This window comes from Massilia phyllosphaerae (assembly GCF_034659755.1).
GTDB lineage: Bacteria > Pseudomonadota > Gammaproteobacteria > Burkholderiales > Burkholderiaceae_D > Telluria > Telluria phyllosphaerae.
The window spans coordinates 205,751-227,733 of the sequence record NZ_JAXSQX010000008.1; the positions used below are offsets into that span (position 1 = coordinate 205,751).

A 21,983-nucleotide genomic window follows, 5' to 3' on the forward strand; every position below is an offset into this window, starting at 1 on the left:
TCAGTCCTTGGCCAGGAGTTCGGTGGGCGGCTGCGCCTCGCGCACCGCGATCGGTTTCGGTATCAGCTTGAGCTGGTAAAAGGCATCGGCGATGTCTTGCTGCGCGCGCAGCACTTCCGGCGTGACGGCTTTCACCCCATACGCATAGCGCCCGCCCGCCAGCGCCACCACGTCGGCCGGCAAACCGGTCTGCGCCGCCAGGATGGCGCTGACTTCCTGCGGATGGTCCCTGCCCCAGGTGTCGACCTTGCCGATCTCGTCGAGCACGAGGCGCACCACGTCCGGGTGCTGGCGCGCGAAGTCGCGCGAGGACAGATAAAACTGGTGGTTGGCGACCAGGCCCTGGCCGGTGGCCAGCACGCGTGCGCCGAGCTGCTTTTCGGCCGCGGCCAGGAACGGATCCCAGATCGCCCAGGCATCCACGGCACCGCGCTCGAAGGCGGCGCGCGCGTCGGCCGGTGGCAAATACACCGGCTGGATATCGCGCCAGGCGACGCCCGCCTTTTCCAGCGCCTTCACCAGCAGGTAATGGACGTTGGAGCCCTTGTTCAGGACGATCTTCTTGCCCTTCAGGTCGGCCAGCGAACGCAGCGTGGAGTTTTTCGGCACCACGATCGCTTCCGAGTTGGGCGATGGCGGTTCGTTGCCGACATAGGCCAGGCCGGCACCGGCCGCCTGGGCGAAGATCGGCGGCGCTTCGCCGACGGTGCCGAAATCGATGCTGCCGACGTTCAGGCCTTCGAGCAGCTGCGGCCCGGCCGGGAACTCGGTCCACTTGACCTTGATGCCTTTCGCCGCCAGGCGCGGTTCGAGCGTGGCGCGGCCCTTGAGCAGGGTCAGCGTGCCGTATTTCTGGTAGCCGATGCGGATTTCCTGCAGCGGTGCGGCGGCGGCGCGGCCGGCGCTGCCGGCAAGTACCGTACCGGAAACACCAGCGGATGCGGCGGCAAACAGCAGGCCGAGCGTGCGCCGGCGCTGGCGCCCGTGTTCGATATGGTCGGTCATACGGGTCCTGTCAGGCGTGGACGGTTGCGGAGGCGGGTGCCAGCGCGGACAGCGAACCCGCCGCCTTGCGCAGCAGTGCACCTTCCAGTTCGTGGGCCAGCTGTTCGACACCGGCGTCGATGCGCGCACCGATGACCGAGACCGGCAGCACGCCCTTGTCGGGATCCCAGGGCAGCTGCGCCGCGGTGGCATAGATGCTGGGCAGGATGTGGCGCGGCGCCAGCGAGGCCAGCACCGGCCGCAGCGCGTAATCGAGGGCCAGCATGTGCGACTGGCTGCCGCCGGTCGCCAGCGGCAGCACCAGCTTGCCCGCCAGCCCGTCCTGCGGCAGCAGGTCGAGGAAAAGTTTCAGGACGCCGCTGAACGAGGCTTTATACACAGGCGTGCCGACGACGATGGCATCGGCCTCGCGGAGCAGCGCGACAGCCTCGAGAATAGCGGGATCGCTCGTATCGGCGCGCAGCAAGGCTAGCGCCGGCAAGTCGCGCACTTGCAGCGCATTCGTGCGATGGCCGAGCGCGGCCAGGCGCTCACCGACGAGCTGTTGCAGGCGCCAGGTCGTCGACGGCGCGGATGGGCTTCCGCCCAGCAGAAGAACATTCATGATCGATATAGGTCAAGGAAACGCTCACAGGCTACCGTCCATGCGACCCGGCTGGAAGGAATGGTTTCGTCGTTGGATATGATCTTTTTGTTAAAACATTGGGTGCATATCGATGTGCGGGAAATGCAGGAAAATCGAGGCACGCCAGCCGGGACAAACCGGCCAACAAGGAGAAAAAATGGATGACGTGACGCGAGCGGGACTCATCGAAACGGGCTGGGAAGTCCATGGTGTGGTCGAAGACGCCCTGCTTCGGCACCCTGCCATCAAAGGCAGCGGCGCGGACTGGCTGGACAAGCAGCGCCTGTTGCTGGCCGACATGGCGGTACATTTGCTGCAGACGTCGCTGAAGCCCGGCGAGATCGAGCTGGACAAGCTCAGCAACAGCCTGCATGCGATCCTGACGATCTCGGATCAGTTTTTGCCGCATGCCGAACTCAAGGACGCTACCGGGAAGATATACAGGGAGGCGTGCGAGCCGCGGCTTTAGTCAGGTCCTGTTGGCTGACGCTTGATTAACATCCTCCGTCAGCATTGGGAAGTGTGCGTATCGGCTGGATCTGCATTGCGCAAAATGCAGCCGGCAATCACGTATTTCTTTCCATCAAAGCGCCATGACGAGGTTGCCACTTTGACGGCATTGTGTCCAACCAGCTCCAGGTCGCGATAGCCCTTGGTGCGATGATTCAGCACGCGGACTTCATCGCCCCCGGCCTTGAAAACAATCCGATAGCTGATTTTGCCTTTGTGCCGGTGAGTCGTGACAAACCAGTATCTGAAAAGTTGCGCGCCATAGAATACATCGCAATAGGGTGCGAGGGCTGGGCGTACGAAATAGTCGGGCAGCCCATCGTCGTTGAGCCGGATTGCCTGTGCCGAAAACAGATCGGCCACGGGGATGCGTTTGCCCCCGTCGTTTGCCATGCATGCTTCGAGCTGGCCCGCATCATCCGGCTCGCTTTTGATGATCAGGTCGATGACGCCCTGGGGCAGCCTGACGTTTTCGGCCAATGCGGATTCGGTATTGGAAGCCATCAGGACTTGCGCTGACGCCAGGCCGGAAAAACTGGCCATCAGGGATAAAAGCAGAACTGCTGGGTTCAGAACGTCTTTTATCTTCCCTGTCTTCATTGTTCAGACTGCAGCAGTCACGCGCCGCGGCAACTGCAGGATGGCCTCGGCATTCGAACCGGAAAAGCACCGGTCCGCCGCTTCCAGCAACGGCAGCCACGCGTACTGCACATGTTCGCGCGGCGCCAGCACGATCGGGATGTCGCGCGGGACGCAGACCGAAAAGACGTGCTCGGTGTTGTGGGTGATGCCGGGCGCATAGCGGTGGCGCCAGGTTTCGTAGATTTCGTAGATGTTGGACAGTTGCCAGTCTTGCAGCTTGATGCGTTCGCCGTCGGCGACGATACCGGTTTCCTCGAACAGCTCGCGGGTTGCGGTCTGGTGCAGCGGTTCGTCGAGCGCGTCGAGCGAGCCGGTGACCGATTGCCAGAAGCCGGGACGGTCGGCGCGTTCGATCAGCAGGACTTCCAGGTCGGCGGTGTGGATGACGACCAGGACGGATTCGGGGATCTTGTAAGCCATGGTCAGCATTGTAACGCTAGCTTAAAAACGTCGCCCCTGCGAAGGCAGGGGTCCAAGTTCTGCGCAGCGCGGCAAAGCGTGCAACTTGGCCCCCTGCCTGCGCAGGGGCGACGGATCATCTGCTCACTAATTACCAGGCGATCAAGCGACCTTCGGCTGCTCGCCACGCAGACGGATATGCAGCTCCTTCAGCTGCTTCTCGTCCACTTCCGACGGCGCATTGGTCAGCAGATCCTGCGCGCGCTGGGTTTTCGGGAAGGCGATCACGTCGCGGATCGAGGTCGAGCCGGTCATCAGCGTGATCAGGCGGTCCAGGCCGAAGGCCAGGCCACCGTGCGGCGGCGCGCCGTATTGCAGGGCGTCGAGCAGGAAGCCGAACTTCAGCTGGGCTTCTTCGGCGTCGATTTTCAGCGCGCGGAACACCTTGCTCTGGACTTCTTCGCGGTGGATACGGATCGAGCCGCCACCCAGTTCCCAGCCGTTCAGGACCATGTCGTAGGCCTTGGCGATGCAGGCGCCCGGATTGGTCTCGAGCATGTCCTCGTGGCCGTCCTTCGGTGCGGTGAACGGGTGGTGGGTCGCGGTCCAGCGGTCGGCTTCGTCGTCGTACTCGAACATCGGGAAGTCGATGACCCACAGCGGCGACCAGACCTCGTCGAACAGGCCGGCCTTCTTGCCGAATTCCGAGTGGCCGATCTTCACGCGCAGCGCGCCCATGGCGTCGTTGACGACCTTCGCCTTGTCCGCACCGAAGAAGATCAGGTCGCCGTCTTCGGCGCCGGTCAGCGTCAGGATCTGGGCCAGCACGTCGTCCGACAGGTTCTTCACGATCGGCGACTGCAGGCCGTCACGGCCTTTTGCCTTCTCGTTGACCTTGATGTAGGCCAGGCCCTTGGCGCCGTAGATGGCGACGAACTGGGTGTACGCGTCGATTTCCGAACGCGGCATCGAACCGCCCTGCGGCACGCGCAGGCCGACCACGCGGCCGCCGGCCATGTTGGCGGCGCTGTTGAAGACCTTGAATTCGACGGTCTTCATCAGGTCGGTCAGTTCGGTGAACTGCAGCTTGACGCGCATGTCCGGCTTGTCCGAACCGTAGGAGCCCATGGCGGTGGCGAAGTCCATCACCGGGAACGGGTTCGGCAGGTCGATGCCGGCCGCGTTCTTGAAGACGGTACGCATCATGTCTTCGAACAGGTCACGGATTTCCTGCTCGGTCAGGAACGAGGTTTCGCAGTCGATCTGGGTGAATTCCGGCTGGCGGTCGGCGCGCAGGTCTTCGTCGCGGAAGCACTTGGTGATCTGGTAGTAGCGGTCGAAGTTGGCGACCATCAGCAGCTGCTTGAACAGTTGCGGCGACTGTGGCAGCGCAAAGAAGGTGCCCGGGTTGACGCGCGACGGCACCAGGTAGTCGCGGGCGCCTTCCGGGGTCGACTTGCCCAGCATCGGGGTTTCGATGTCGATGAAACCCAGGTTGTCCAGGTACTTGCGCACTTCCATCGACACTTTGTAGCGCAGGCGCAGGTTGTGCTGCATCTGGTCGCGGCGCAGGTCGAGCACGCGGTGGGTCAGGCGGGTGGTTTCCGACAGGTTGTCGTCGTCCAGCTGGAACGGCACCGGCACCGAAGCGTTCAGCACTTCGAGTTGCGTGGTGTTGATCTCGATCTTGCCCGACTTCAGGTTGGCGTTGGCGGTGCCTTCCAGGCGGTTCACGACGGTGCCGGTGATGCGCAGGCAGTACTCGTTGCGCACGTGCTCGGCGCCCTTGAAGACGTCGGCATTGTCCGGGTGGCAGACCACCTGCACCAGGCCCTCACGGTCGCGCAGGTCGATGAAGATCACACCGCCGTGGTCGCGGCGGCGGTGCACCCAGCCGCACAGGCTGACGGTTTGGCCCAGCAGTTCCTCGGTGACGAGGCCGCAGTAGTGAGTACGCATGGAGGACATAGTTTTTCGATCCAGGTTGGTTATTCGGTCGCCCGCTTCGCAGGCGTTTGATTCGGTTTGATTCTTCTAGTTTTTTATTTCCAGGGCCGCCGCATTCACCGGGACGGCAGCGGCCGGCGTCAAGTCCGGCGGCGCCACGACACCCATCGACACGATGTACTTCAGCGCCGCATCGACGCTCATGTCCAGTTCGACCACCCGGCTGCGTTCCAGCATCAGGAAGAAGCCGGAGGTCGGATTCGGCGTGGTCGGCACGTACACGCTCACGTAATCGCCCACCAGGTGGTTCTTGACGTCGCCGCCCGGCACGCCGGTGAGGAAACCGATCGTGTACGAATTCTCGTGCGGATACGGGATCAGCACTGCCTTGCGGAAGGCATTGCCCGAGGACGAGAACAGCGTGTCCGACACCTGCTTGACGCTGCCGTAGATCGAGTTGACCACCGGGATGCGGTGCAGCAGGCGCTCCCACAGGCGCACCACGTAGTTGCCGACCAGGTTGTTGGTCAGCAGGCCGGTCAGGAATACGACCACCAGCGTGATGATCGCACCGAGGCCCGGGATGTGCGTGCGCGGTTGCCACTGCTGGGGCACCAGCAGCAGCGACTGGTCGAGCGTGCCGATCACCAGGTTCAGGACCCAGAGGGTGATCGCCAGCGGGACCAGGACCAGCAGGCCGGTAATGAAATATTTACGCATCGCGGTCGTGTCGTCTCTCGCTGCCGGCTCAGCTGCCGCCACTGTCCTTGGCCGGCGCCGGCGCCGGTGCGGCTGCAGGCGCCGCAGCCGGCGCTTCCTTGGCGGCGGTCGTGCCGCCCTCGGCCGGCGCCGACGGTGCCGTTCCGGTCGCCGGTGCGCTGCCACCGCGGAAGTCGGTCACGTACCAGCCGGTGCCCTTGAGCTGGAAACCGGCGGCCGTCACCTGCTTCTTGAACGATGACTTGCCGCAGTTCGGGCAGACGGTCAGAACCGGATCGGCAATCTTTTGCAGTACATCCTTGGCAAAACCGCATTCATCGCAGCGGTAGGCGTAAATCGGCATCTGAATACTCCGCAAAAATCATCAAAACCCTGAATTATAAAGCTTTTGCAGAGGAAGTTGCCTTTTGCGGCAGCCTGGGTGGCGCCGATGCGTTTTGGACAAGTGCTGCATTCATGCAACAGTGTTGTTTTTCATCACAGCAGTGTGCGGTTGCGTTTGCCGTTCATCAACTTACCTGTTTAAATAGCACCTCATCAGCTGATGCAGCTGAACCAAGAAACAGAAGTTTGCGCAGCCGGTCCTGCCGGTGCGCCGCAAAGCCATAAAAGAACGACTTCAAATCAGGCCCGCAATGCGGGCCTTTCTTTTTTCCGCCTCAAGCAATGTGCCAATTGGCCATGATGTGCATCGCCGCCGCATACAGCGCCGCCGCACTGGCGACGCACACCACGACCGTCATCAGGCGATTCATGCGGCGCTGCGCCTTCAGCACTTCGGCCAGCAATTCGCTGATGTCGGCCACGGGATGGGCCTTGCGGTCCAGCACCTGATGCGCCAGGCGCGGCAGTTGGGGGAAGATCTGGGCGAAGCGCGGCGCCTCGGCCTTCAGGCGCTCGACCATGCCGCGCCAGCCGACCTGCTCGGCCATCCAGCGCTCCAGGTAGGGCTTTGCGGTCTTCCACAGGTCCAGATCGGGATCGAGCTGGCGCCCCAGGCCTTCGATGTTGAGCATGGTCTTTTGCAGCAGCACCAGCTGCGGCTGCACCTCGACGTTGAAGCGGCGCGAGGTCTGGAACAGGCGCAGCAGCACCTGGCCAAAAGAAATATCTTTCAGCGGACGGTCGAAGATCGGCTCGCAGGTGGCGCGCACCGCCGCTTCCAGCTCGTCGACGCGGGTGTCGCGCGGTGCCCAGCCGGATTCGATGTGGGCTTCGGCCACCCGCTTGTAGTCGCGCCGGAAGAAGGCCAGAAAGTTCTGTGACAGGTAATCCTTGTCGAAATCGTTCAGGGTGCCGACGATGCCGAAGTCGAGCGCGATATAGCGCCCGAAGGTCGCCTCGTCGATCGAGACCAGGATGTTCCCAGGGTGCATGTCCGCATGGAAAAAGCCGTCGCGGAAGACCTGGGTAAAGAAAATCTCGACGCCGTCGCTCGACAGCTTTTTGAGGTCCACGCCGGCAGCGGCCAGGCGGTCGATCTGCGAGATCGGGATGCCGTTCATGCGCTCCATCACGATCACGTTGCTGGTGCAGTAATCCCAGTGCATTTCCGGGACCATCAGCAGGGTCGAGTTGGCGAAATTGCGGCGCAGCTGGCTGGCGTTCGCCGCCTCGCGCATCAGGTCGAGCTCGTCGTGCAGGTATTTGTCGAACTCCGCGACGACTTCGCGCGGCTTCAGGCGGCGGCTGTCCGGCCACACCCGTTCGATCAGGCGCGCCGCCGTCTGCATCAGTGCCAGGTCTTCGCCGATGGTGGCATTCATACCCGGACGCAACACCTTCACCGCCACCTGCCTGCCATCCTTCAGCGTGGCAAAGTGCACCTGCGCGATCGAGGCCGAGGCCACCGGGGTGTGTTCGAAGGTGGCGAACAGTTCGTCCGGATGGGCGCCCAGCGAGCGCGTGATCTGGGCGATCGCCTGCTCGGACGGGAATGGCGGCACGCGATCCTGCAGCAGCGACAGCTCGGCCACGATATCCGGCGGCATCAGGTCGGGACGGGTGGACAGCACCTGGCCGAACTTGACGAAGATTGGCCCCAGTTCTTCCAGCGCCAGGCGCAGGCGGATCGCACGCGGCGATGTGATCCGGCGCCAGAAAAAGACGGTATTCAGCAGGCGCGTGGTGCGCGGCACGCGCAACCCGGACATGGCGATCTCATCCAGGCCGTAACGGGTGGCAACGGTCAGGATCTTCAGCAGGCGCAGGAATTTCAGGATCATCAGGAATTCGACTTCGGTTCGGGGAGCAGTGGCACGGCCGCGGGAGCGGGCAACGCCGGGGGTGCGGAAGCGGCATTGCGCTGCAGCTTCTGGTCCAGTTGTTGTTCGAGCTTGGCGATGCGCTTGGCGCTGCGCTCGACGTCGTCGCGCAGGCGGCTGACCTCGGCGGCAAAGCCGTCGACGTGGTTCGGACGCACCAGCACGCGTTTTTCTTCCAGCAGGAATTCAGCCACGTTCTCGGCCAGGCGCCGTCCGGCCGAGGTGGCGGCGCCAACGGCACCGCGCGCCCCGCCGACCAGGCGCACCGCGCCGATCGGACCGATGAGGCGCTCGAGGTCGTGCTCGGCATCCCAGCGCAAGCCTTTCGACAGCTGCGAAATCGTGTTGGCGAACTCGGCGTCGCCATCGATGCGCACATAGGAAAAGGCGCGCTCGCTGTTCTGCAGGATCAGCGGCAGATCGCTCAGCTTCACGTGGATCGTGACGCTGGGCACGTCATCGGCCTCGGCGGTCTCGAGCATGCCATCGCGCGTCACCCGCATGCACAGGCGCAGGTGCCCGGTATCAATGCAGGCGGTCTTGCCGGCATGGCGCATCAAAGCGTCGCGCGCCCAGGCTTCCTGGGCCAGCAGGTGGTTGACGGTGGCGACGGCGGGTGCGCTCAAATTGGGAGTCAGGGACATGGATTCATATCTACAAAAGAAAAACCGCCCGGAATGCGGGCGGTTTCGATCTTACCAGTTCACCGGAGCACAAACCCGGCAGCACGAACGGCGCGCACCGGGTTCGGCAAAATAAAGTCAGGTGATTTGCTGGATACCGGCCAACACCCAGCCGCCATTCCCGTTCAGCGGCTTGGACAGGTTCCACACTTCGACGAACGGCTCGGCCGGCGCATTCGGCGCATTGCGCATCATGCCGTTGAACTGCACGCTCGCCAGGTAGTCGCGGTCGGTGGTTTCGATGCCGAGCAGCTGGGCATCGATCGAGACCACGTCGGTGAAGTCGGCATTGCCGCCGCGTTCCTGGATCTGCATCGACAGCTCGGCATAGACTTCAGGCGAAGTGAATTCGCGCAGGTCGGCGGTATCGCTGCGGTCCCAGGCAGCCTGCATGCGGATGAACGAGGATTTCGCATGGCGCAGGAAGGCATCGGTGTCGAAGCCGGCCGGCACGCCCCATTGCTGGTGCGCATTGCCGCCCTTGTCGAGCGAGAGGCCGCCACTGGCGCCGCCGAGCGGGTAGCCGGGCTGCGCATTGTCCTGGTAAGCATCGCGCTGGTAGCCGTTATTCAGGCCGGAACCGATTTCCGGCGTGCCCGTGGCCGGCACCGGCGTCTGGTTATAGCCGGAGAAGGTCGGCGCAGCTGGGGTCGACTTGCGGCGGAACATGCGTACGATAAACATCACGGCCAGGGCCAGCAGCACGATCATCAGGATCGACGACAGCATGCTGGCTGCGGCACCGCCGATGCCCAGGTGCGAGAACAGGGCCCCCAGGCCGAGGCCGAGCAGCGCGCCGCCCAGGATGCCCTTCCACATGCTCGGACGCTGCTGCGGCACCTGCGGACGCTGTGCGGCGGCGGCCGGCGGCACGGCCTGGCGCTGGGGTTGTTGATAGGACGGTGCCGGGGCCGGCGCCGGGGCGCGCATCTGGCGCACCGACTGCGACTGGCGGCCGATCGAGCGGCCGCCGCCAACCGGGCGTGCGAACGCCTCGGCCACCGACGACAAGGCCGTCACCGCGATTAACATGCTGGCCAGGAATTTTTTCATGGTCATACCCTCAGAATTTGATACCGGTGTGTAATGCGGCCACACCCGCCGTCAGGTTGAAATACTGCACCCGATCCAGTCCTGCCGTTTCCATCATCGATTTCAGCGTGTCCTGGTCGGGATGCATGCGAATCGATTCGGCCAGGTAGCGGTAGCTCTCGGCATCGCCCGCGATGCGCTGGCCCAGCCATGGCAGCACCGAGAACGAATACACGTCGTAGGGCTTCTGCAGCGGCGCGGCCACTTTCGAGAACTCCAGCACCAGCAACTTGCCGCCCGGCTTCAGCACGCGGCGCATTTCCGCCAGTGCCTGGTCCTTGTGCGTCATGTTGCGCAGGCCAAAGGCCACGCTGACCCGGTCAAAATAATTGTCTGGAAACGGCAATTTTTCTGCGTCACACAACAAGGTGGGGGTCAACAGGCCATTATTCAAGAGACGGTCGCGGCCGACACGCAGCATCGACTCGTTGATGTCGGTCAGCCAGACCTCGCCGCTCGGCCCCGCCTGCTTGGCGAAGGCCTTGGACAGGTCGCCGGTACCGCCGGCGATGTCGAGCACCTTGAAGCCGGGACGGATGCCGGCCTGGGCGATGGTGAACGCCTTCCAGATCCGGTGCAGGCCGCCCGACATCAAGTCGTTCATCACGTCGTACTTGGACGCGACCGAGTGGAATACCTTGGCGACTTCGTGGACCTTCTCGTCCTCGGAAACGGTCTTGTAGCCGAAATGGGTGGTGTTGGTCATAGTGCTGTGCCGGTTGATTTTGCTACATTAGTTGCTGCATTATACAAGCGGCATGCATGAGCGAGCGCGCATCAGGCCAGGCCGAGGTGCCCGCGCAGGGTCGAGCTGGCATACGCCCTGCGGAAAAGCCCGCGCCGCTGCAATAGCGGCACCACCTCGCGCGCAAAATCTTCCAGTCCGGCCGGCAACAGCGGCGCCATCAGGTTGAACCCGTCGCAGGCGCCGGCCTCGAACCAGGCCTGGATCTGGTCCGCCACCTGCTCGCCGGTGCCGATCACGGTCAGGTGGCCGCGGCCGCCGGCGATGCGCTCGTACAGCTGGCGGATGCTCAGGTTCTCGCCCTCGGCGATCGCCGTCAGCAGTTGCTGGCGGCTGCGCTGGCCGTTCTGGGTGAGCGGCAGCTGGGGCAGCGGGCCGTCGAGCGGATAGCCGGACAAATCGAAGTTGCCGATCATGCGGCCCAGCAGGGCCAGCCCGGCCTTCGGTTCGATCAGGTCCTGCAGCTCGCGGTACTTTTCCTGGGCGTGGCTGGCGGAGCGGCCGACCACGGCGTAAATGCCGGGCATGATCCGCAACGGCCCCCTGCCCTCGCGTGCGCGGCGTTCCTGCATGTCGCGGTAGAAGGCTTGTGCCGATGCCAGCGTCGGCTGGGCCGTGAATACGACGTCGGCGGTGGCGGCGGCCAGCGCGCGGCCGGTGTCCGAACTGCCGGCCTGCACCACCACCGGCCGTCCCTGCGGGCTCGGCGTCACGTTCAATGGCCCGGCGACGGCGAAATGCTCGCCGCGATGGTCCAGGCGGTGCACGCGCGCCGGGTCATACAGCACGCCGCCGGCCTTGTCGCCGACCAGCGCATCGCGTTCCCAGGTGCGCCACAGCCCATCGACCACGTCGTGGAACTCGCGCGCCCGCGCATAGCGCTCGGCGTGCGCCACATGTTCATCGCGGCCGAAGTTGCCGGCTTCCGCGGCGTTGTCCGAGGTGACCAGGTTCCAGCCGGCGCGTCCATTCGAGATGCTGTCGAGCGAGGCGAACTTGCGCGCCAGGTGGTAGGGCTCGTTGTACGTGGTGGTGGCCGTCGCCACCAGCCCCAGATGGGTGGTGCCGGCGGCCAGCGCCGACAGCAGTGTCAGCGGCTCGAGCGTCGGCGCGCCGGTCAGCGCCACGTTATCGGCGAAGAAGATCGCATCCAGGCAGGCGTCTTCGGCGATGCGCGCCTGGCGCCGGTACAGCTCGAACAGCGGCGTGCGCAGGTCGGTCGACGGATGGCGCCAGGCCGCCACGTGGTGGCCGTAGGGGCCGAGGAAGGCGCTCAGGTGCAGCTCTCGGGACATATCAGAATTCCTTGCGCGCGGTGATGCCGAAGTAGCGGCGGTCGTCGCGCGGCACGGTGCGGTTGACGTAGCCGGTGTTGACGATCAGGTTGCTGGCGTGCGAACGGTCGGCCAGGTTCTTGCCGACCAGGGCCACGCGCCAGCCGCCCTCGCCGGAGGACAGTTCGACCGCGGCGTTGACGATGCCGTAGGCGCCCTGGATCGCCAGCGGCGACTGGAACAGGTCGTACTGGGTCTTGGTCTGGTAGCTGTAGTCGGCATTGAAGTCGGCCTGCAGCCCGTTCGGCAGCGGCACCGCGTAATTGGCGCGTAAAAACCCCTTGAAGCGCGGCGAGAACGGCAACGTCTTGCCGTTCAGGGTGCACGAGGCGGCGGCCGCCGGCGGGCAGGTGAAATCGTCGATGCGGGCGTCGATGTACGCCAGCGCCGCGTTCAGGGTCAGCTGCGGGGTCGGACGCGCGGCGGCATCGATCTCGACGCCGCGCGTGGACACTTTGCCGGCATTGATCAGGCGCGTGACGACGGCGCCGGCCACGGTGTCGTAGAAATTGGCCTGGTAATTGTCGTAGTCGGTGCGGAAGGCGGCCAGGTTGACGGTCAGGCGGCGGCCGAAGGCCGAGGTCTTGAGGCCGGCCTCGTACGAATTCGAGGTTTCGGGCTCGAGCGCATTGGTGTCGCGCGCCAGCATGTTGAAGAATACGTTGTAGGCCGGGCCTTTATAGCCGCGCGACCAGGTCGCGTACAAATTGGCGGTCGGCGCCAGGTCGTACTGCAGGCCGGCGCGGCCCGACCAGCCGTTGCGGGCGGTATCGCCCTGGCTGGCGGTGGCTGGCTGCACGCCGGGAAAGGCCACCGCCTGGGTCGAGCTACGTGCATGGCCGTAGGACAGCTCGTCGCGGGTCCAGCGGGCGCCGAGGATGGCGCGCCAGTCGCGGGCCAGGTTCAGCGTGCCTTCGCCGAAGGCGGCGTAGCTGTTGCTGGTGACGCCGTAGTCGGCGCGGCCGCTGTCGATTCTGCTGCCGGAAGCGTTCGCGGTGGTGACGATGCGCTGGTAGACCTCCTCGTCCTTGCCGTGCAGGTAGTACAGGCCGCCCACGTAATCGAAGAACTGGCCGCGCGGCGAGGCCACGCGCAGTTCCTGCGACACCTGGCGGAACGCCAGCGTGCCGATGTCGCGCGAGCCCGGATAGGCAGCCGTCACGCGCGCCGGCTCAAGACTGTTGCCGATCGCCGAGGTCGAGGTAAGCTGGGTGTTGTCCCAGTCGCGCAGCGCGCTGATCGAGGTGAAGGTGTATCCCTGGTGGCGCCAGTTGACCTGGGCCGACACGCCTTTATTGGTGTCGCGGATCGATGGCGGGATGTCGGCGTTGATGGCGCGGTTTTCCGGGCCGACCACCACCGGCGCCAGGGCGCGCACGAAGTCGGCGCTGCTTTGCCGGTAGGCGGTCTGCGCCGGCGAGGCATCGGACTTCAGCCAGTCGGCGATCAGCGCGATGTCGGTATCGGCGTTCGGCGTCAGGTCGACACGTGCGCGCACGCCCTTGCGGCCGTAGCCGTTCACCCTGCCGCCGCCGGCATGGACGTTGTCGACGTTGCCGTCGTAGTCGGCCCAGGTGGCGACCAGCGATGCCTTGGCCACGCCCGGCTTGAGCGCCCCGCTGACGCCGGCGCGCACGCGCCGCTCGTCCTGCTGGTACAGCGACAGGTCGACGAAGCCGTGCGCCTGTTCGGACGGCGCGCGGCTGACGATGTTCAGCACGCCGGACGAGGCGTTCTTGCCGAACAGGGTCCCTTGCGGCCCGCGCAGCACTTCGATGCGGTCGATGTCGAGCAGGTCGATGGTGGCCTGGCCGGGACGCGCGTACACGACGCCGTCGACCACGGTGGACACGGTCGGCTCGACCCCGGGCGAGGTCGAGATGGTACCGATACCGCGCACGAAGATCGTTGAATCCTTGTTGCCACCCTGCTGGCGGAAGGTGGCGCTCGGTACTTCCTGCACCACGCTGTCGATGGCGGTGCGGTTGCTGCGCTCGAGCTGCTCGCCGTCGACCACGGACACGGCCACCGGCACCGACTGGATCGATGCGGCGCGCCGGGTGGCGGTGACGGTGACCGTCGGAATCGTGGCGGCGATGGTCTCGGTGGCGGCGGCCGTATCGGCCGCGATGCCGGCTGCGGCGTCATTGCCGGCGCTGGCCAGCGCGGCCCCGAGCAACAGGCCGGTGCCTGCCGTGGCCTGGATCCAGATGTTCTTTTTGTGCTTCATGCATCCCTCGTTCTATATGCGGAAATTCGCGTCGGCGGCACGGAAAACCAGCTTGGTTTTTTGTCGTGGTACCGATACCATCGGAGTGTCAGTGAAGCCAAAAATGAAGTCAAAGAATTAAAAAACGCATCGATATCCGCTTTGAGAATATGACCGACACAGCAGACGACAGCGTCCCCACGGGACGCAAGCGGCGCGGCTCGGGACGCGCCACCATCCACGACGTGGCGCGCCTGGCCGGCGTCGGCTCGATCACCGTTTCGCGCTACCTGAAGCACAGCAGCCAGGTGTCGAGCGCGCTGGGGGAGCGCATCGCGCACGCCATCAAGGCCCTGAATTACGTGCCGAACCTGGTGGCGGGCGGCCTGGCCTCGGCGCGCGGGCGCATCGTCGGCATGGTGGTGCCGAACATCTCGGGACCGATCTTCGCACCCACCATCCAGGCCTTCAACGACACCCTGAACCGGCACGGCTTCCAGGTGCTGCTGGCATCCAGCTATTTTTCGAAGGAGCAGGAAGAGAACGCGGTGCGCGCCTTCCTCGGCTGGTCGCCGGCGGCGCTGGTGGTGACCGGGCGCTTCCACAGCAAGGGCACCGAAGCGCTGCTGGCGGCCAGCGGCATCCCGGTGGTCGAGACCTGGGACTATGCGCCGCGCCGCAAGACGATCCAGGCCGGCTACTCGAACCGCGAGGTCGGCATCCAGGCGGCGCGCTACCTTGTCGATAAGGGCTACCGCCGCATCGCCTTCGTGCAGAACAGCGTGGCCGGCGACTTCAGCGCGCTGGACCGGCGCGACGGCTATGCGGCGGTGCTGGCCGAACACGGACTGGAGGCCTGGACCTACGCGCCTGCCGCGCCGGCGCCTTTCGATGCCGGCCGCGAGGCGCTGGAAACCCTGACGCGCGGGCGCAGGAAGGCCGACGCCATCATCTTCGCCAACGACAACCTCGCCGCCGGCGCCCTGCTCGCCTCGCAGCGCATGGGAATCGACGTGCCGCGCCAGTGCGCGCTGATGGGCTTCGGCGACTACCCGTTTTCAGGCCTGCTGCTGCCCAGCCTGACGACGATCCGCCCGCCCGCGCGCGAGATCGGCGAATTGGCCGCGCGCCGCATCCTGGAAGCGCTGGGCGAAATCGAACCCGAGGCGGAACGCACTGGCAATGCCGGACGCCTGAACCTGCTCGGCTGCGAGCTGGTCGAGCGCGAAAGCGTCTGAACGAATTGACCGATAGGAGAACTGCATGAAGAAAGTGATGGGTGCCCTGCTGCTGGCACTGGGTGTGATGTCCGTGGCCCAGGCGGCCGACGTGGTGCGTATCGGCTTCCAGAAGGGTGGCGGCCTGGCGTTGATGATCAAGAAGAACGGTTCGCTCGAACGCGCGCTGGCACCCACGGGCGTGAGCGTGAAATGGATCGAATTCCCGGCCGGGCCGCAGATGCTGGAAGCGCTGAACGCCGGCAGCGTGGATTTCGGCAGCACCGGCGCGCCGCCGCCGATCTTTTCGCAGGCCGCCGGCGCCGACCTGGTCTACGTAGCGGCCGAACCGCCGCCGGTCAGCGGCGAAGCCATCATCGTGAAGGCCGATTCGCCGATCCGCTCGGTGGCCGACCTGCGCGGCAAAAAGGTGGCGTTCCAGCGCGGCTCCGGCTCGCACCTGCTGCTGGTGGCGGCGCTGGAAAAGGCGGGACTGGGCATCCGCGACATCCAGGCCACCTACCTGCCGCCGGCCGAGGCGCGCGCCGCCTTCGAGGCCGGCGCCATCGACGCCTGGGTGATCTGGGACCCTTACCTGGCGGCGGCCCAGCACGTGTACCGCCCGCGCGTGATCGCCGACCGCACCGGCCTGCTGCCGGCCTACGGCTTCTACCTGGCCTCGCGCAAGCTGGTCGAGCGGTCGCCGGCGACGCTGTCGACGGTGCTGGAGCAGTTCGCGGCCACCGGACAATGGGCCAATACGCACCAGAAGGAAATGATCGAGATGATGGCGCCGCAGGTCGGCGTGCCGAAGGAAGTGATCGCCACCTGGCTGGGCCGCGCCCATGCCGGCACCATGCCGATCACGCCCGACGTCGCCGCCAGCCAGCAAAAAGTGGCCGACCTGCTGTATAAGGAAAAGGTGATTCCGCGCCCGGTGACGATCGCCGGACATGTCTGGACCTGGAAGCCGAAGCGTCCCTGATGCGGCTGAGGGGGTGGCTAACGGGGGCGGCTGTTGTTTTCTCCATGAAGCCTCGAAAAAAAGTCGCAAAAATCGTGCACCATTTCTCCAAAACTGTCTTTATAATAATTTAACTTTGTCAGCGCAGTTCTTGCACCGCTTGCCGATGCTCCACGCGTAGTGGCAAAGTTTTAAACCTACTACACTTGTGAGAATTAAAAATGGCGACTGGTATTGTTAAATGGTTCAATGACGCAAAAGGCTTCGGCTTCATCACCCCGGACGGCGGTGGCGAAGACCTGTTTGCGCACTTCTCGGCGATCAACGCCCAAGGCTTCAAATCGCTGCAAGAGAACCAGCGTGTGAGCTTCGAAGTGACCACCGGCCCGAAAGGCAAGCAGGCTTCGAACATCCAGCCGCAGTAATTCTCCCGCAGGGATTGCCTCCCGAGCGCCGGTCCATTCGACCGGCATGAAAAAAGCGCCGGGCACATCATGTGCCGGCGCTTTTTTCGTTTTGACGCGCATTTTTACGCGTCCGGTGCGTAGCGCGTCAGTGGCAACCGCAGCTGCCGCTGCCGCAACCGCCGCCCGACTTGGCGCCGGCCGGCTCGGCCACCGGCTCACGGCCGCTGTCGCCGAAATAACCGGCGGCGTGCAGGCGGCCCACGTAGTCGTGCCAGAGTTCCTTCTGCTCCTTGCCCAGCTTGTAAAGATAATCCCAGGTGTAGATGCCGGATTCGTGGCCATCGGTGAACAGCGGCTTGACGCCGTAGTTGCCGACCGGCTCGACGGCCTTAATGCCGACGTCACGCTTGCCGACTTGCAACGTTTCCTGGCCGGGGCCGTGGCCTTGCACGGCGGCCGAAGGCGAGTAGACGCGCAGCAGTTCGAACGGGATCGAGAAATTGGCACCGTCGTCGAAGGCGATGTCGAAACGTTTGGATTGTTGGTGGACGGTGAGTTCGGTGGGGTTGGCCATGGTCGTGTCTGAATCTGATAGCGGATCAATTATTGCCGCAACATTTGATCCGTCGTCCCTGCGAAGGCAGGGACCCAAGTTCTGTTCAAGCAGCCGAAACGCTTGCAAACTTGGGCCCCTGCCTGCGCAGGGGCGACGGTGGAGATAAGCGTATTTTACTGCTTGGCGAACCGCCGTGTGATCGCCTCTGCCAATCGCGGCAATAGCGCCCGGCGCGCGTCCAGCACCGCCGCATCGGTCGCGCGGACCGCCTGCGCCCATACCGGCGCCGGGAAATGGGCGTCGTCGGCGTAGCGCGGAATCACGTGCCAGTGCAGATGCGGCACCACGTTGCCGAGGCTGGCCACATTCACTTTCAGGGGCTGCATCACCTCGCGCACCGCCAGTTCCAGCTGCCACACGGCCTCGTTCAGCAGCAAGCGGTCTGCGTCGAGCAGGTCGCTCACTTCGCGCACATGGTCCTTCCAGATCACGCGCGCGAAACCCGGGTAATTCGGCTCGTCCGCCAGGATCACGGCGAACTTGTCGTTGTCAACTACCTTGGAAACGGCAAGTTCGCACAGTTCGCAGCCGGCGAGCCGGGTCATACCAGCACCCTTTCGATACCGCCGTTGTTGGCCTTGGCGACGTACTCGGGCAGCCAGTTCTCGCCCAACAGGTGCTTGGCCATCTCGACCACGATGTAGTCGGCGGTGGTGCCGGCATCCTCGTTGTAGCGCGACAGGCCCTGCAGGCAGGACGGGCAGCTGGTCAGGATCTTGACCTCGCCTTCGAAGCCGTCGGCGCGCAGTTTATCGGCACCCTTCTCCATTTCCTGCTCCTTACGGAAGCGGACCTGGGTCGAGATGTCCGGGCGCGACACGGCAAAGGTGCCGGACTCGCCGCAGCAGCGGTCGTTCTTCTCGATCTTGACGTTGTCGACGGTCTGCACCAGCGCATTCACGGTCTTCATCGAATCCTGCAGCTTCATCGGCGTGTGGCAGGGGTCGTGGTACATGTAGCGGGTACCGCTCACGCCTTCCAGCCTGACGCCCTTCTCCAGCAGGTATTCGTGGATGTCGATGATGCGGCAGCCCGGGAAGATCTTCTCGAACTCGTAGCCCGCCAGCGAGTCGTAGCACGTGCCGCAGGAGACCACGACCGTCTTGATGTCCAGATAATTGAGCGTGTTGGCCATGCGGTGGAACAGCACGCGGTTATCGGTCACCATCTTGTCGGCCTTGTCGAACTGGCCGGCGCCGCGTTGCGGGTAGCCGCAGCACAAATAACCCGGCGGCATCACGGTCTGCACGCCGACTTCCCACAGCATCGCCTGGGTGGCCAGGCCGACCTGCGAGAACAGGCGCTCCGAGCCGCAGCCCGGGAAGTAGAACACGGCTTCGGTATCGGCCGTGGTCACCTTCGGGTTGCGGATGATCGGGATGACCTTGTCGTCCTCGATGTCCAGCAGCGCGCGCGCCGTCTTCTTCGGCAGATTGCCCGGCATCTTCTTGTTGATGAAGTGGATCACCTGCTCGCGCACCGGCAGCTTGCCGGTGGTCGGCGGCGGCGCCTTGGTCGTCTCTTTCGCCAGGCCCTTCAGCAGCGTGTTGCCCAGGCGCTGGGCCTTGAAGCCGATATCGACCATGGCCTTGCGGGTGGCGTTGATCGTCGTCGGGTCGGTCGCGTTCAGGAAGAACATCGCCGCGCGGTTGGCCGGCTTGAAGCTGCGCTTGTCCATCTTGCGCAGCAGGTTACGCATGTTCATCGAGACGTCGCCGAAGTCGATGTTGACCGGGCACGGCGTCACGCACTTGTGGCACACGGTGCAGTGGTCGGACACGTCCTCGAACTCTTCCCAGTGGCGGATCGACACACCGCGCCTGGTCTGCTCCTCGTACAGGAAGGCTTCGATCAGGGCGGACGTCGCCAGGATCTTGTCGCGCGGCGAGTAAAGCAGGTTCGATTGCGGCACGTGGGTCGTGCACACTGGCTTGCACTTGCCGCAGCGCAGGCAGTCCTTTATGCTGTTGGCGATCTCGCCGATGTCGCTCTGCTGCATGATCAGCGACTCGTGGCCCATCAGGCCGAACGACGGCGTGTAGGCGTTGGTGAGATCGGCCGCCACCGCGGTGGTATTCAGCAGCTTGCCCTTGTTGAAACGGCCTTCCGGGTCGACGCGCTGCTTGTACTCGCGGAATTCGCGGATCTCGTCGTCGGTCAGGAATTCCAGTTTGGTGATGCCGATGCCGTGCTCGCCCGAGATCACGCCGTCCAGCGAACGCGCCAGTTTCATGATGCGCTCGACGGCTTTATGGGCGTCCTGCAGCATCGCGTAATCGTCCGAGTTCACCGGCAGGTTGGTGTGCACGTTGCCGTCGCCGGCGTGCATGTGCAGCGCCACGAACACGCGCGAACGCAGCACGCGCTTGTGGATGGCGGTCGCTTCATCCAGGATCGGTTTATAGGCCGCGCCGTTGAAGATCTGGCGCAGCGGCGCGCGGATGTCGTTCTTCCACGAGACGCGCACCGTATGGTCCTGCACCACGTCGAACAGGGTTGCCCCCGGCTGATGGGACACGCGCTGCTCGAAAGTTTCGTACAGCGTCGACAGGCCGAAGTCGGCCAGCTTGCTGCGCACCTCGGTCAGCGGCTGGTCGAGGTTGGCCAGCAGCCAGCCCCAGCGCGCGGCGACCTGCCCCAGCAGCTCGTCGGCCTGTTGCGGACGGTCGCCCAGGATTTCTTCCTTCGACACGCCTTCGCCGGTGGCATCGTCGCCCTTGCTCACGTCCAGCTGGCCGGCCGTGAACCAGGCGTGCAGTTCCTCGACCAGCTGCAGCTTGTTCTTGATCGACAGCTCGACGTTGATGCGCTCGATGCCGTCGGTGTACTCGCCCATGCGATTCAGCGGGATGACCACGTCCTCGTTGATTTTAAAGGCGTTGGTGTGGCGCGCGATCGCCGCGGTGCGCGAGCGGTCGAGCCAGAATTTCTTGCGCGCTTCCGGGCTGACGGCGACGAAACCTTCGCCCACACGCGTGTTCGCCAGGCGCACCACTTCCGAGGCCGCCAGCGCCACCGCGTTCTCGTCGTCGCCGACGATGTCGCCGAACAGCGCCATCTTGGGCAGCGTGCCGCGCTTGGATTTGGTGGCGTAGCCGACCGCGCGCAGGTAACGCTCGTCGAGGTGTTCGAGGCCGGCCAGGCGCAGGCTCTCGAATTCCGGCTTGCCGCTCTTCGGCAAGCTGTCCAGGTAATCCTTGATCTCGACGATCGACGGGATCGCGTCGCGCGCCTGGCCGAAGAATTCCAGCGCCACGGTGCGCGTAAACTTCGGCATCTTGTGCAGGATCCAGCGGCCCGAGGTGATCAAGCCGTCGGTGCCCTCTTTCTGCACGCCCGGCAGGCCGGCCAGGAACTTGTCGGTGACGTCCTTGCCCAGGCCTTCCTTGCGGAAGCGGCGGCCTTCGATCGACAGGGTCTCGGTGCGGAAGGGTTCACCTTTCGGTGCGCCCTTTTCCGACGGATGCGTCCATTCCAGCTTGAAGGTCGCGAGCGGGGTGTCGTGGATCTTGCCCAGGTTGTGGTCGACGCGCGTGACCTCGAGCCAGTCGCCGTTCGGGTCGACCATGCGCCACGAGGCCAGGTTGTCGAGCGCGGTGCCCCACAGGACGGCCTTCTTGCCGCCCGCGTTCATCGCGATGTTGCCGCCGATGCAGGAGGCGTGCGCCGAGGTCGGGTCGACCGCGAACACGAAGCCGGCCTTCTCGGCCGCCTGCGACACGCGCTGGGTGACCACGCCGGCGCCGGTGTAGATGGTCGCGTACTCGCGCTCCACACCCGGCAGGCGGGTCAGTTCGACCTCGCTCATGTGGATCAACTTTTCGGTGTTGATCACGGCCGACATCGGCGACAGCGGAATCGCGCCGCCGGTATAGCCGGTGCCGCCGCCGCGCGGGATGATGGTCAGGCCGAGTTCGATGCAGCCCTTGACCAGGCCGGCCATCTCGTCTTCCGTGTCCGGCAGCACGACCAGGAACGGGTATTCGACGCGCCAGTCGGTGGCGTCGGTCACGTGCGAGGTGCGGTGCATGCCGTCGAAGCGGATGTTGCGCTTGTCGGTATAGCGGCCCAGCACGGCCTTGGCGCGCTTGCGCAGGTCGTACATGTCGGAAAATTCGCGGCCGAAGTCGTCGACCGCCTTGCGGGCGGCGGCCAGCAGCTGCTCGACCGCGCTGCTGCGGGCAGCATCGGCGTTCTCGCCGGCGTCGATCGTCAGGCGGCGCTTGTCGACTTCGGCCAGGCGGTGGTGCAAGGCTTCGATCAGCTTGGCGCGCCGCTTGGGGTTGTCCAGCATGTCGTCCTGCAGATACGGATTGCGGCGCACCACCCAGATGTCGCCCAGCACCTCGTACAGCATGCGTGCCGAACGGCCGGTCTGGCGCGCACCGCGCAATTCGTCGAGCAGGCGCCACGAGGACTCGCCCAGCAGCCGGATCACGATCTCGCGATCGGAAAACGAGGTGTAGTTATAGGGGATTTCACGCAGGCGGGCCGGCGCGTTCTCTTCGAGCAGGGCGTGGATATTTGCGGGAGCGTTCATGGGAAAGTCGACTGGCGTACTGACGCGTAGGACATCCATTCTAGCTTAATGCGGTGCACCACGC

The 21,983-nt window shown here is 64.7% G+C and carries 20 protein-coding genes; 4 read left to right on the forward strand and 16 right to left on the reverse strand.

Annotated elements, in window-relative coordinates; all coding sequences use genetic code 11:
• Entirely contained in the window at window positions 1-1,005 is a 1,005-nt protein-coding gene (locus tag U1H99_RS26035) for a sulfonate ABC transporter substrate-binding protein (RefSeq protein WP_323144581.1), read from the reverse strand.
• Between the two features lie 10 nt (window positions 1,006-1,015).
• A complete protein-coding gene (gene ssuE / locus U1H99_RS26040) occupies window positions 1,016-1,609 on the reverse strand; it encodes an NADPH-dependent FMN reductase (protein WP_323144582.1) in 594 nt (197 codons plus the stop codon).
• Window positions 1,610-1,787: 178 nt separating this feature from the next.
• Here ssuE and U1H99_RS26045 point away from each other — a divergent pair, with 178 nt between their 5' ends.
• Entirely contained in the window at window positions 1,788-2,099 is a 312-nt protein-coding gene (locus U1H99_RS26045) for a hypothetical protein (protein WP_323144583.1), read from the forward strand.
• Window positions 2,100-2,137: 38 nt separating this feature from the next.
• On the opposite strand, the gene U1H99_RS26050 is transcribed toward U1H99_RS26045, so the two are convergent.
• From U1H99_RS26050 to U1H99_RS26100, 11 genes are all read right to left on the reverse strand, one after another.
• Complete coding sequence (locus tag U1H99_RS26050) at window positions 2,138-2,740, reverse strand: hypothetical protein (protein ID WP_323144584.1); 603 nt, start codon at window positions 2,738-2,740, stop codon at window positions 2,138-2,140.
• 3 nt (window positions 2,741-2,743) lie between these two features.
• A complete protein-coding gene (gene nudB, locus U1H99_RS26055) occupies window positions 2,744-3,202 on the reverse strand; it encodes a dihydroneopterin triphosphate diphosphatase (RefSeq protein WP_323144585.1) in 459 nt (152 codons plus the stop codon).
• Window positions 3,203-3,343: 141 nt separating this feature from the next.
• Window positions 3,344-5,140: an aspartate--tRNA ligase gene (gene aspS / locus U1H99_RS26060; protein ID WP_323144586.1), complete on the reverse strand. Its 1,797-nt coding sequence runs from the start codon at window positions 5,138-5,140 to the stop codon at window positions 3,344-3,346.
• Window positions 5,141-5,215: 75 nt separating this feature from the next.
• Entirely contained in the window at window positions 5,216-5,848 is a 633-nt protein-coding gene (locus U1H99_RS26065; protein ID WP_323144587.1) for a DUF502 domain-containing protein, read from the reverse strand.
• A gap of 28 nt (window positions 5,849-5,876) precedes the next feature.
• Window positions 5,877-6,191 (reverse strand): FmdB family zinc ribbon protein, encoded by a 315-nt coding sequence (locus tag U1H99_RS26070; RefSeq protein ID WP_323144588.1) that lies wholly within the window; start codon window positions 6,189-6,191, stop codon window positions 5,877-5,879.
• 316 nt (window positions 6,192-6,507) lie between these two features.
• Window positions 6,508-8,073 (reverse strand): ubiquinone biosynthesis regulatory protein kinase UbiB, encoded by a 1,566-nt coding sequence (gene ubiB, locus U1H99_RS26075; RefSeq protein ID WP_323144589.1) that lies wholly within the window; start codon window positions 8,071-8,073, stop codon window positions 6,508-6,510.
• Window positions 8,073-8,756, reverse strand: coding sequence for a ubiquinone biosynthesis accessory factor UbiJ (locus tag U1H99_RS26080; RefSeq protein WP_323144590.1), 684 nt, complete (start codon window positions 8,754-8,756; stop codon window positions 8,073-8,075). Before U1H99_RS26080 ends, ubiB begins: the two co-directional genes overlap by 1 nt.
• A gap of 117 nt (window positions 8,757-8,873) precedes the next feature.
• Window positions 8,874-9,854 carry a Tim44 domain-containing protein gene (locus U1H99_RS26085; protein ID WP_323144591.1) on the reverse strand — a complete coding sequence of 327 codons (981 nt, stop codon included), beginning with the start codon at window positions 9,852-9,854 and terminating at the stop codon, window positions 8,874-8,876.
• Between the two features lie 4 nt (window positions 9,855-9,858).
• Window positions 9,859-10,593, reverse strand: coding sequence for a bifunctional demethylmenaquinone methyltransferase/2-methoxy-6-polyprenyl-1,4-benzoquinol methylase UbiE (gene ubiE / locus U1H99_RS26090; RefSeq protein WP_323144592.1), 735 nt, complete (start codon window positions 10,591-10,593; stop codon window positions 9,859-9,861).
• A gap of 71 nt (window positions 10,594-10,664) precedes the next feature.
• Window positions 10,665-11,927, reverse strand: a complete 1,263-nt coding sequence (locus U1H99_RS26095; protein WP_323144593.1) for an LLM class flavin-dependent oxidoreductase — start codon at window positions 11,925-11,927, stop codon at window positions 10,665-10,667.
• Between the two features lies 1 nt (window position 11,928).
• On the reverse strand, window positions 11,929-14,196 hold the full coding sequence (locus tag U1H99_RS26100) for a TonB-dependent receptor (RefSeq protein ID WP_323144594.1): 2,268 nt from the start codon (window positions 14,194-14,196) through the stop codon (window positions 11,929-11,931).
• 149 nt (window positions 14,197-14,345) lie between these two features.
• On the opposite strand from U1H99_RS26100, the gene U1H99_RS26105 reads away from it, so the two are divergent.
• The 3 genes from U1H99_RS26105 (at window position 14,346) to U1H99_RS26115 (ending at window position 16,781) form a co-directional block, all read left to right on the forward strand.
• On the forward strand, window positions 14,346-15,413 hold the full coding sequence (locus tag U1H99_RS26105) for a LacI family DNA-binding transcriptional regulator (RefSeq protein ID WP_323144595.1): 1,068 nt from the start codon (window positions 14,346-14,348) through the stop codon (window positions 15,411-15,413).
• Between the two features lie 25 nt (window positions 15,414-15,438).
• A complete protein-coding gene (locus U1H99_RS26110; protein ID WP_323144596.1) occupies window positions 15,439-16,377 on the forward strand; it encodes a sulfonate ABC transporter substrate-binding protein in 939 nt (312 codons plus the stop codon).
• Between the two features lie 200 nt (window positions 16,378-16,577).
• Window positions 16,578-16,781 (forward strand): cold-shock protein, encoded by a 204-nt coding sequence (locus U1H99_RS26115; RefSeq protein ID WP_141835296.1) that lies wholly within the window; start codon window positions 16,578-16,580, stop codon window positions 16,779-16,781.
• A 127-nt stretch (window positions 16,782-16,908) separates the two neighbouring features.
• Here the strand turns inward: U1H99_RS26115 and U1H99_RS26120 are convergent, their stop codons facing one another.
• From U1H99_RS26120 to U1H99_RS26130, 3 genes are all read right to left on the reverse strand, one after another.
• The gene (locus U1H99_RS26120; protein WP_323144597.1) at window positions 16,909-17,337 is read right to left on the reverse strand and encodes a gamma-butyrobetaine hydroxylase family protein; all 429 of its coding nucleotides are present in this window, start codon (window positions 17,335-17,337) and stop codon (window positions 16,909-16,911) included.
• Window positions 17,338-17,492: 155 nt separating this feature from the next.
• Complete coding sequence (locus tag U1H99_RS26125; protein ID WP_323144598.1) at window positions 17,493-17,924, reverse strand: HIT family protein; 432 nt, start codon at window positions 17,922-17,924, stop codon at window positions 17,493-17,495.
• Window positions 17,921-21,919, reverse strand: a complete 3,999-nt coding sequence (locus U1H99_RS26130; RefSeq protein ID WP_323144599.1) for a DUF3683 domain-containing protein — start codon at window positions 21,917-21,919, stop codon at window positions 17,921-17,923. The genes U1H99_RS26125 and U1H99_RS26130 overlap by 4 nt, the downstream gene beginning before the upstream one ends.
• Window positions 21,920-21,983 lie beyond the last annotated feature (64 nt).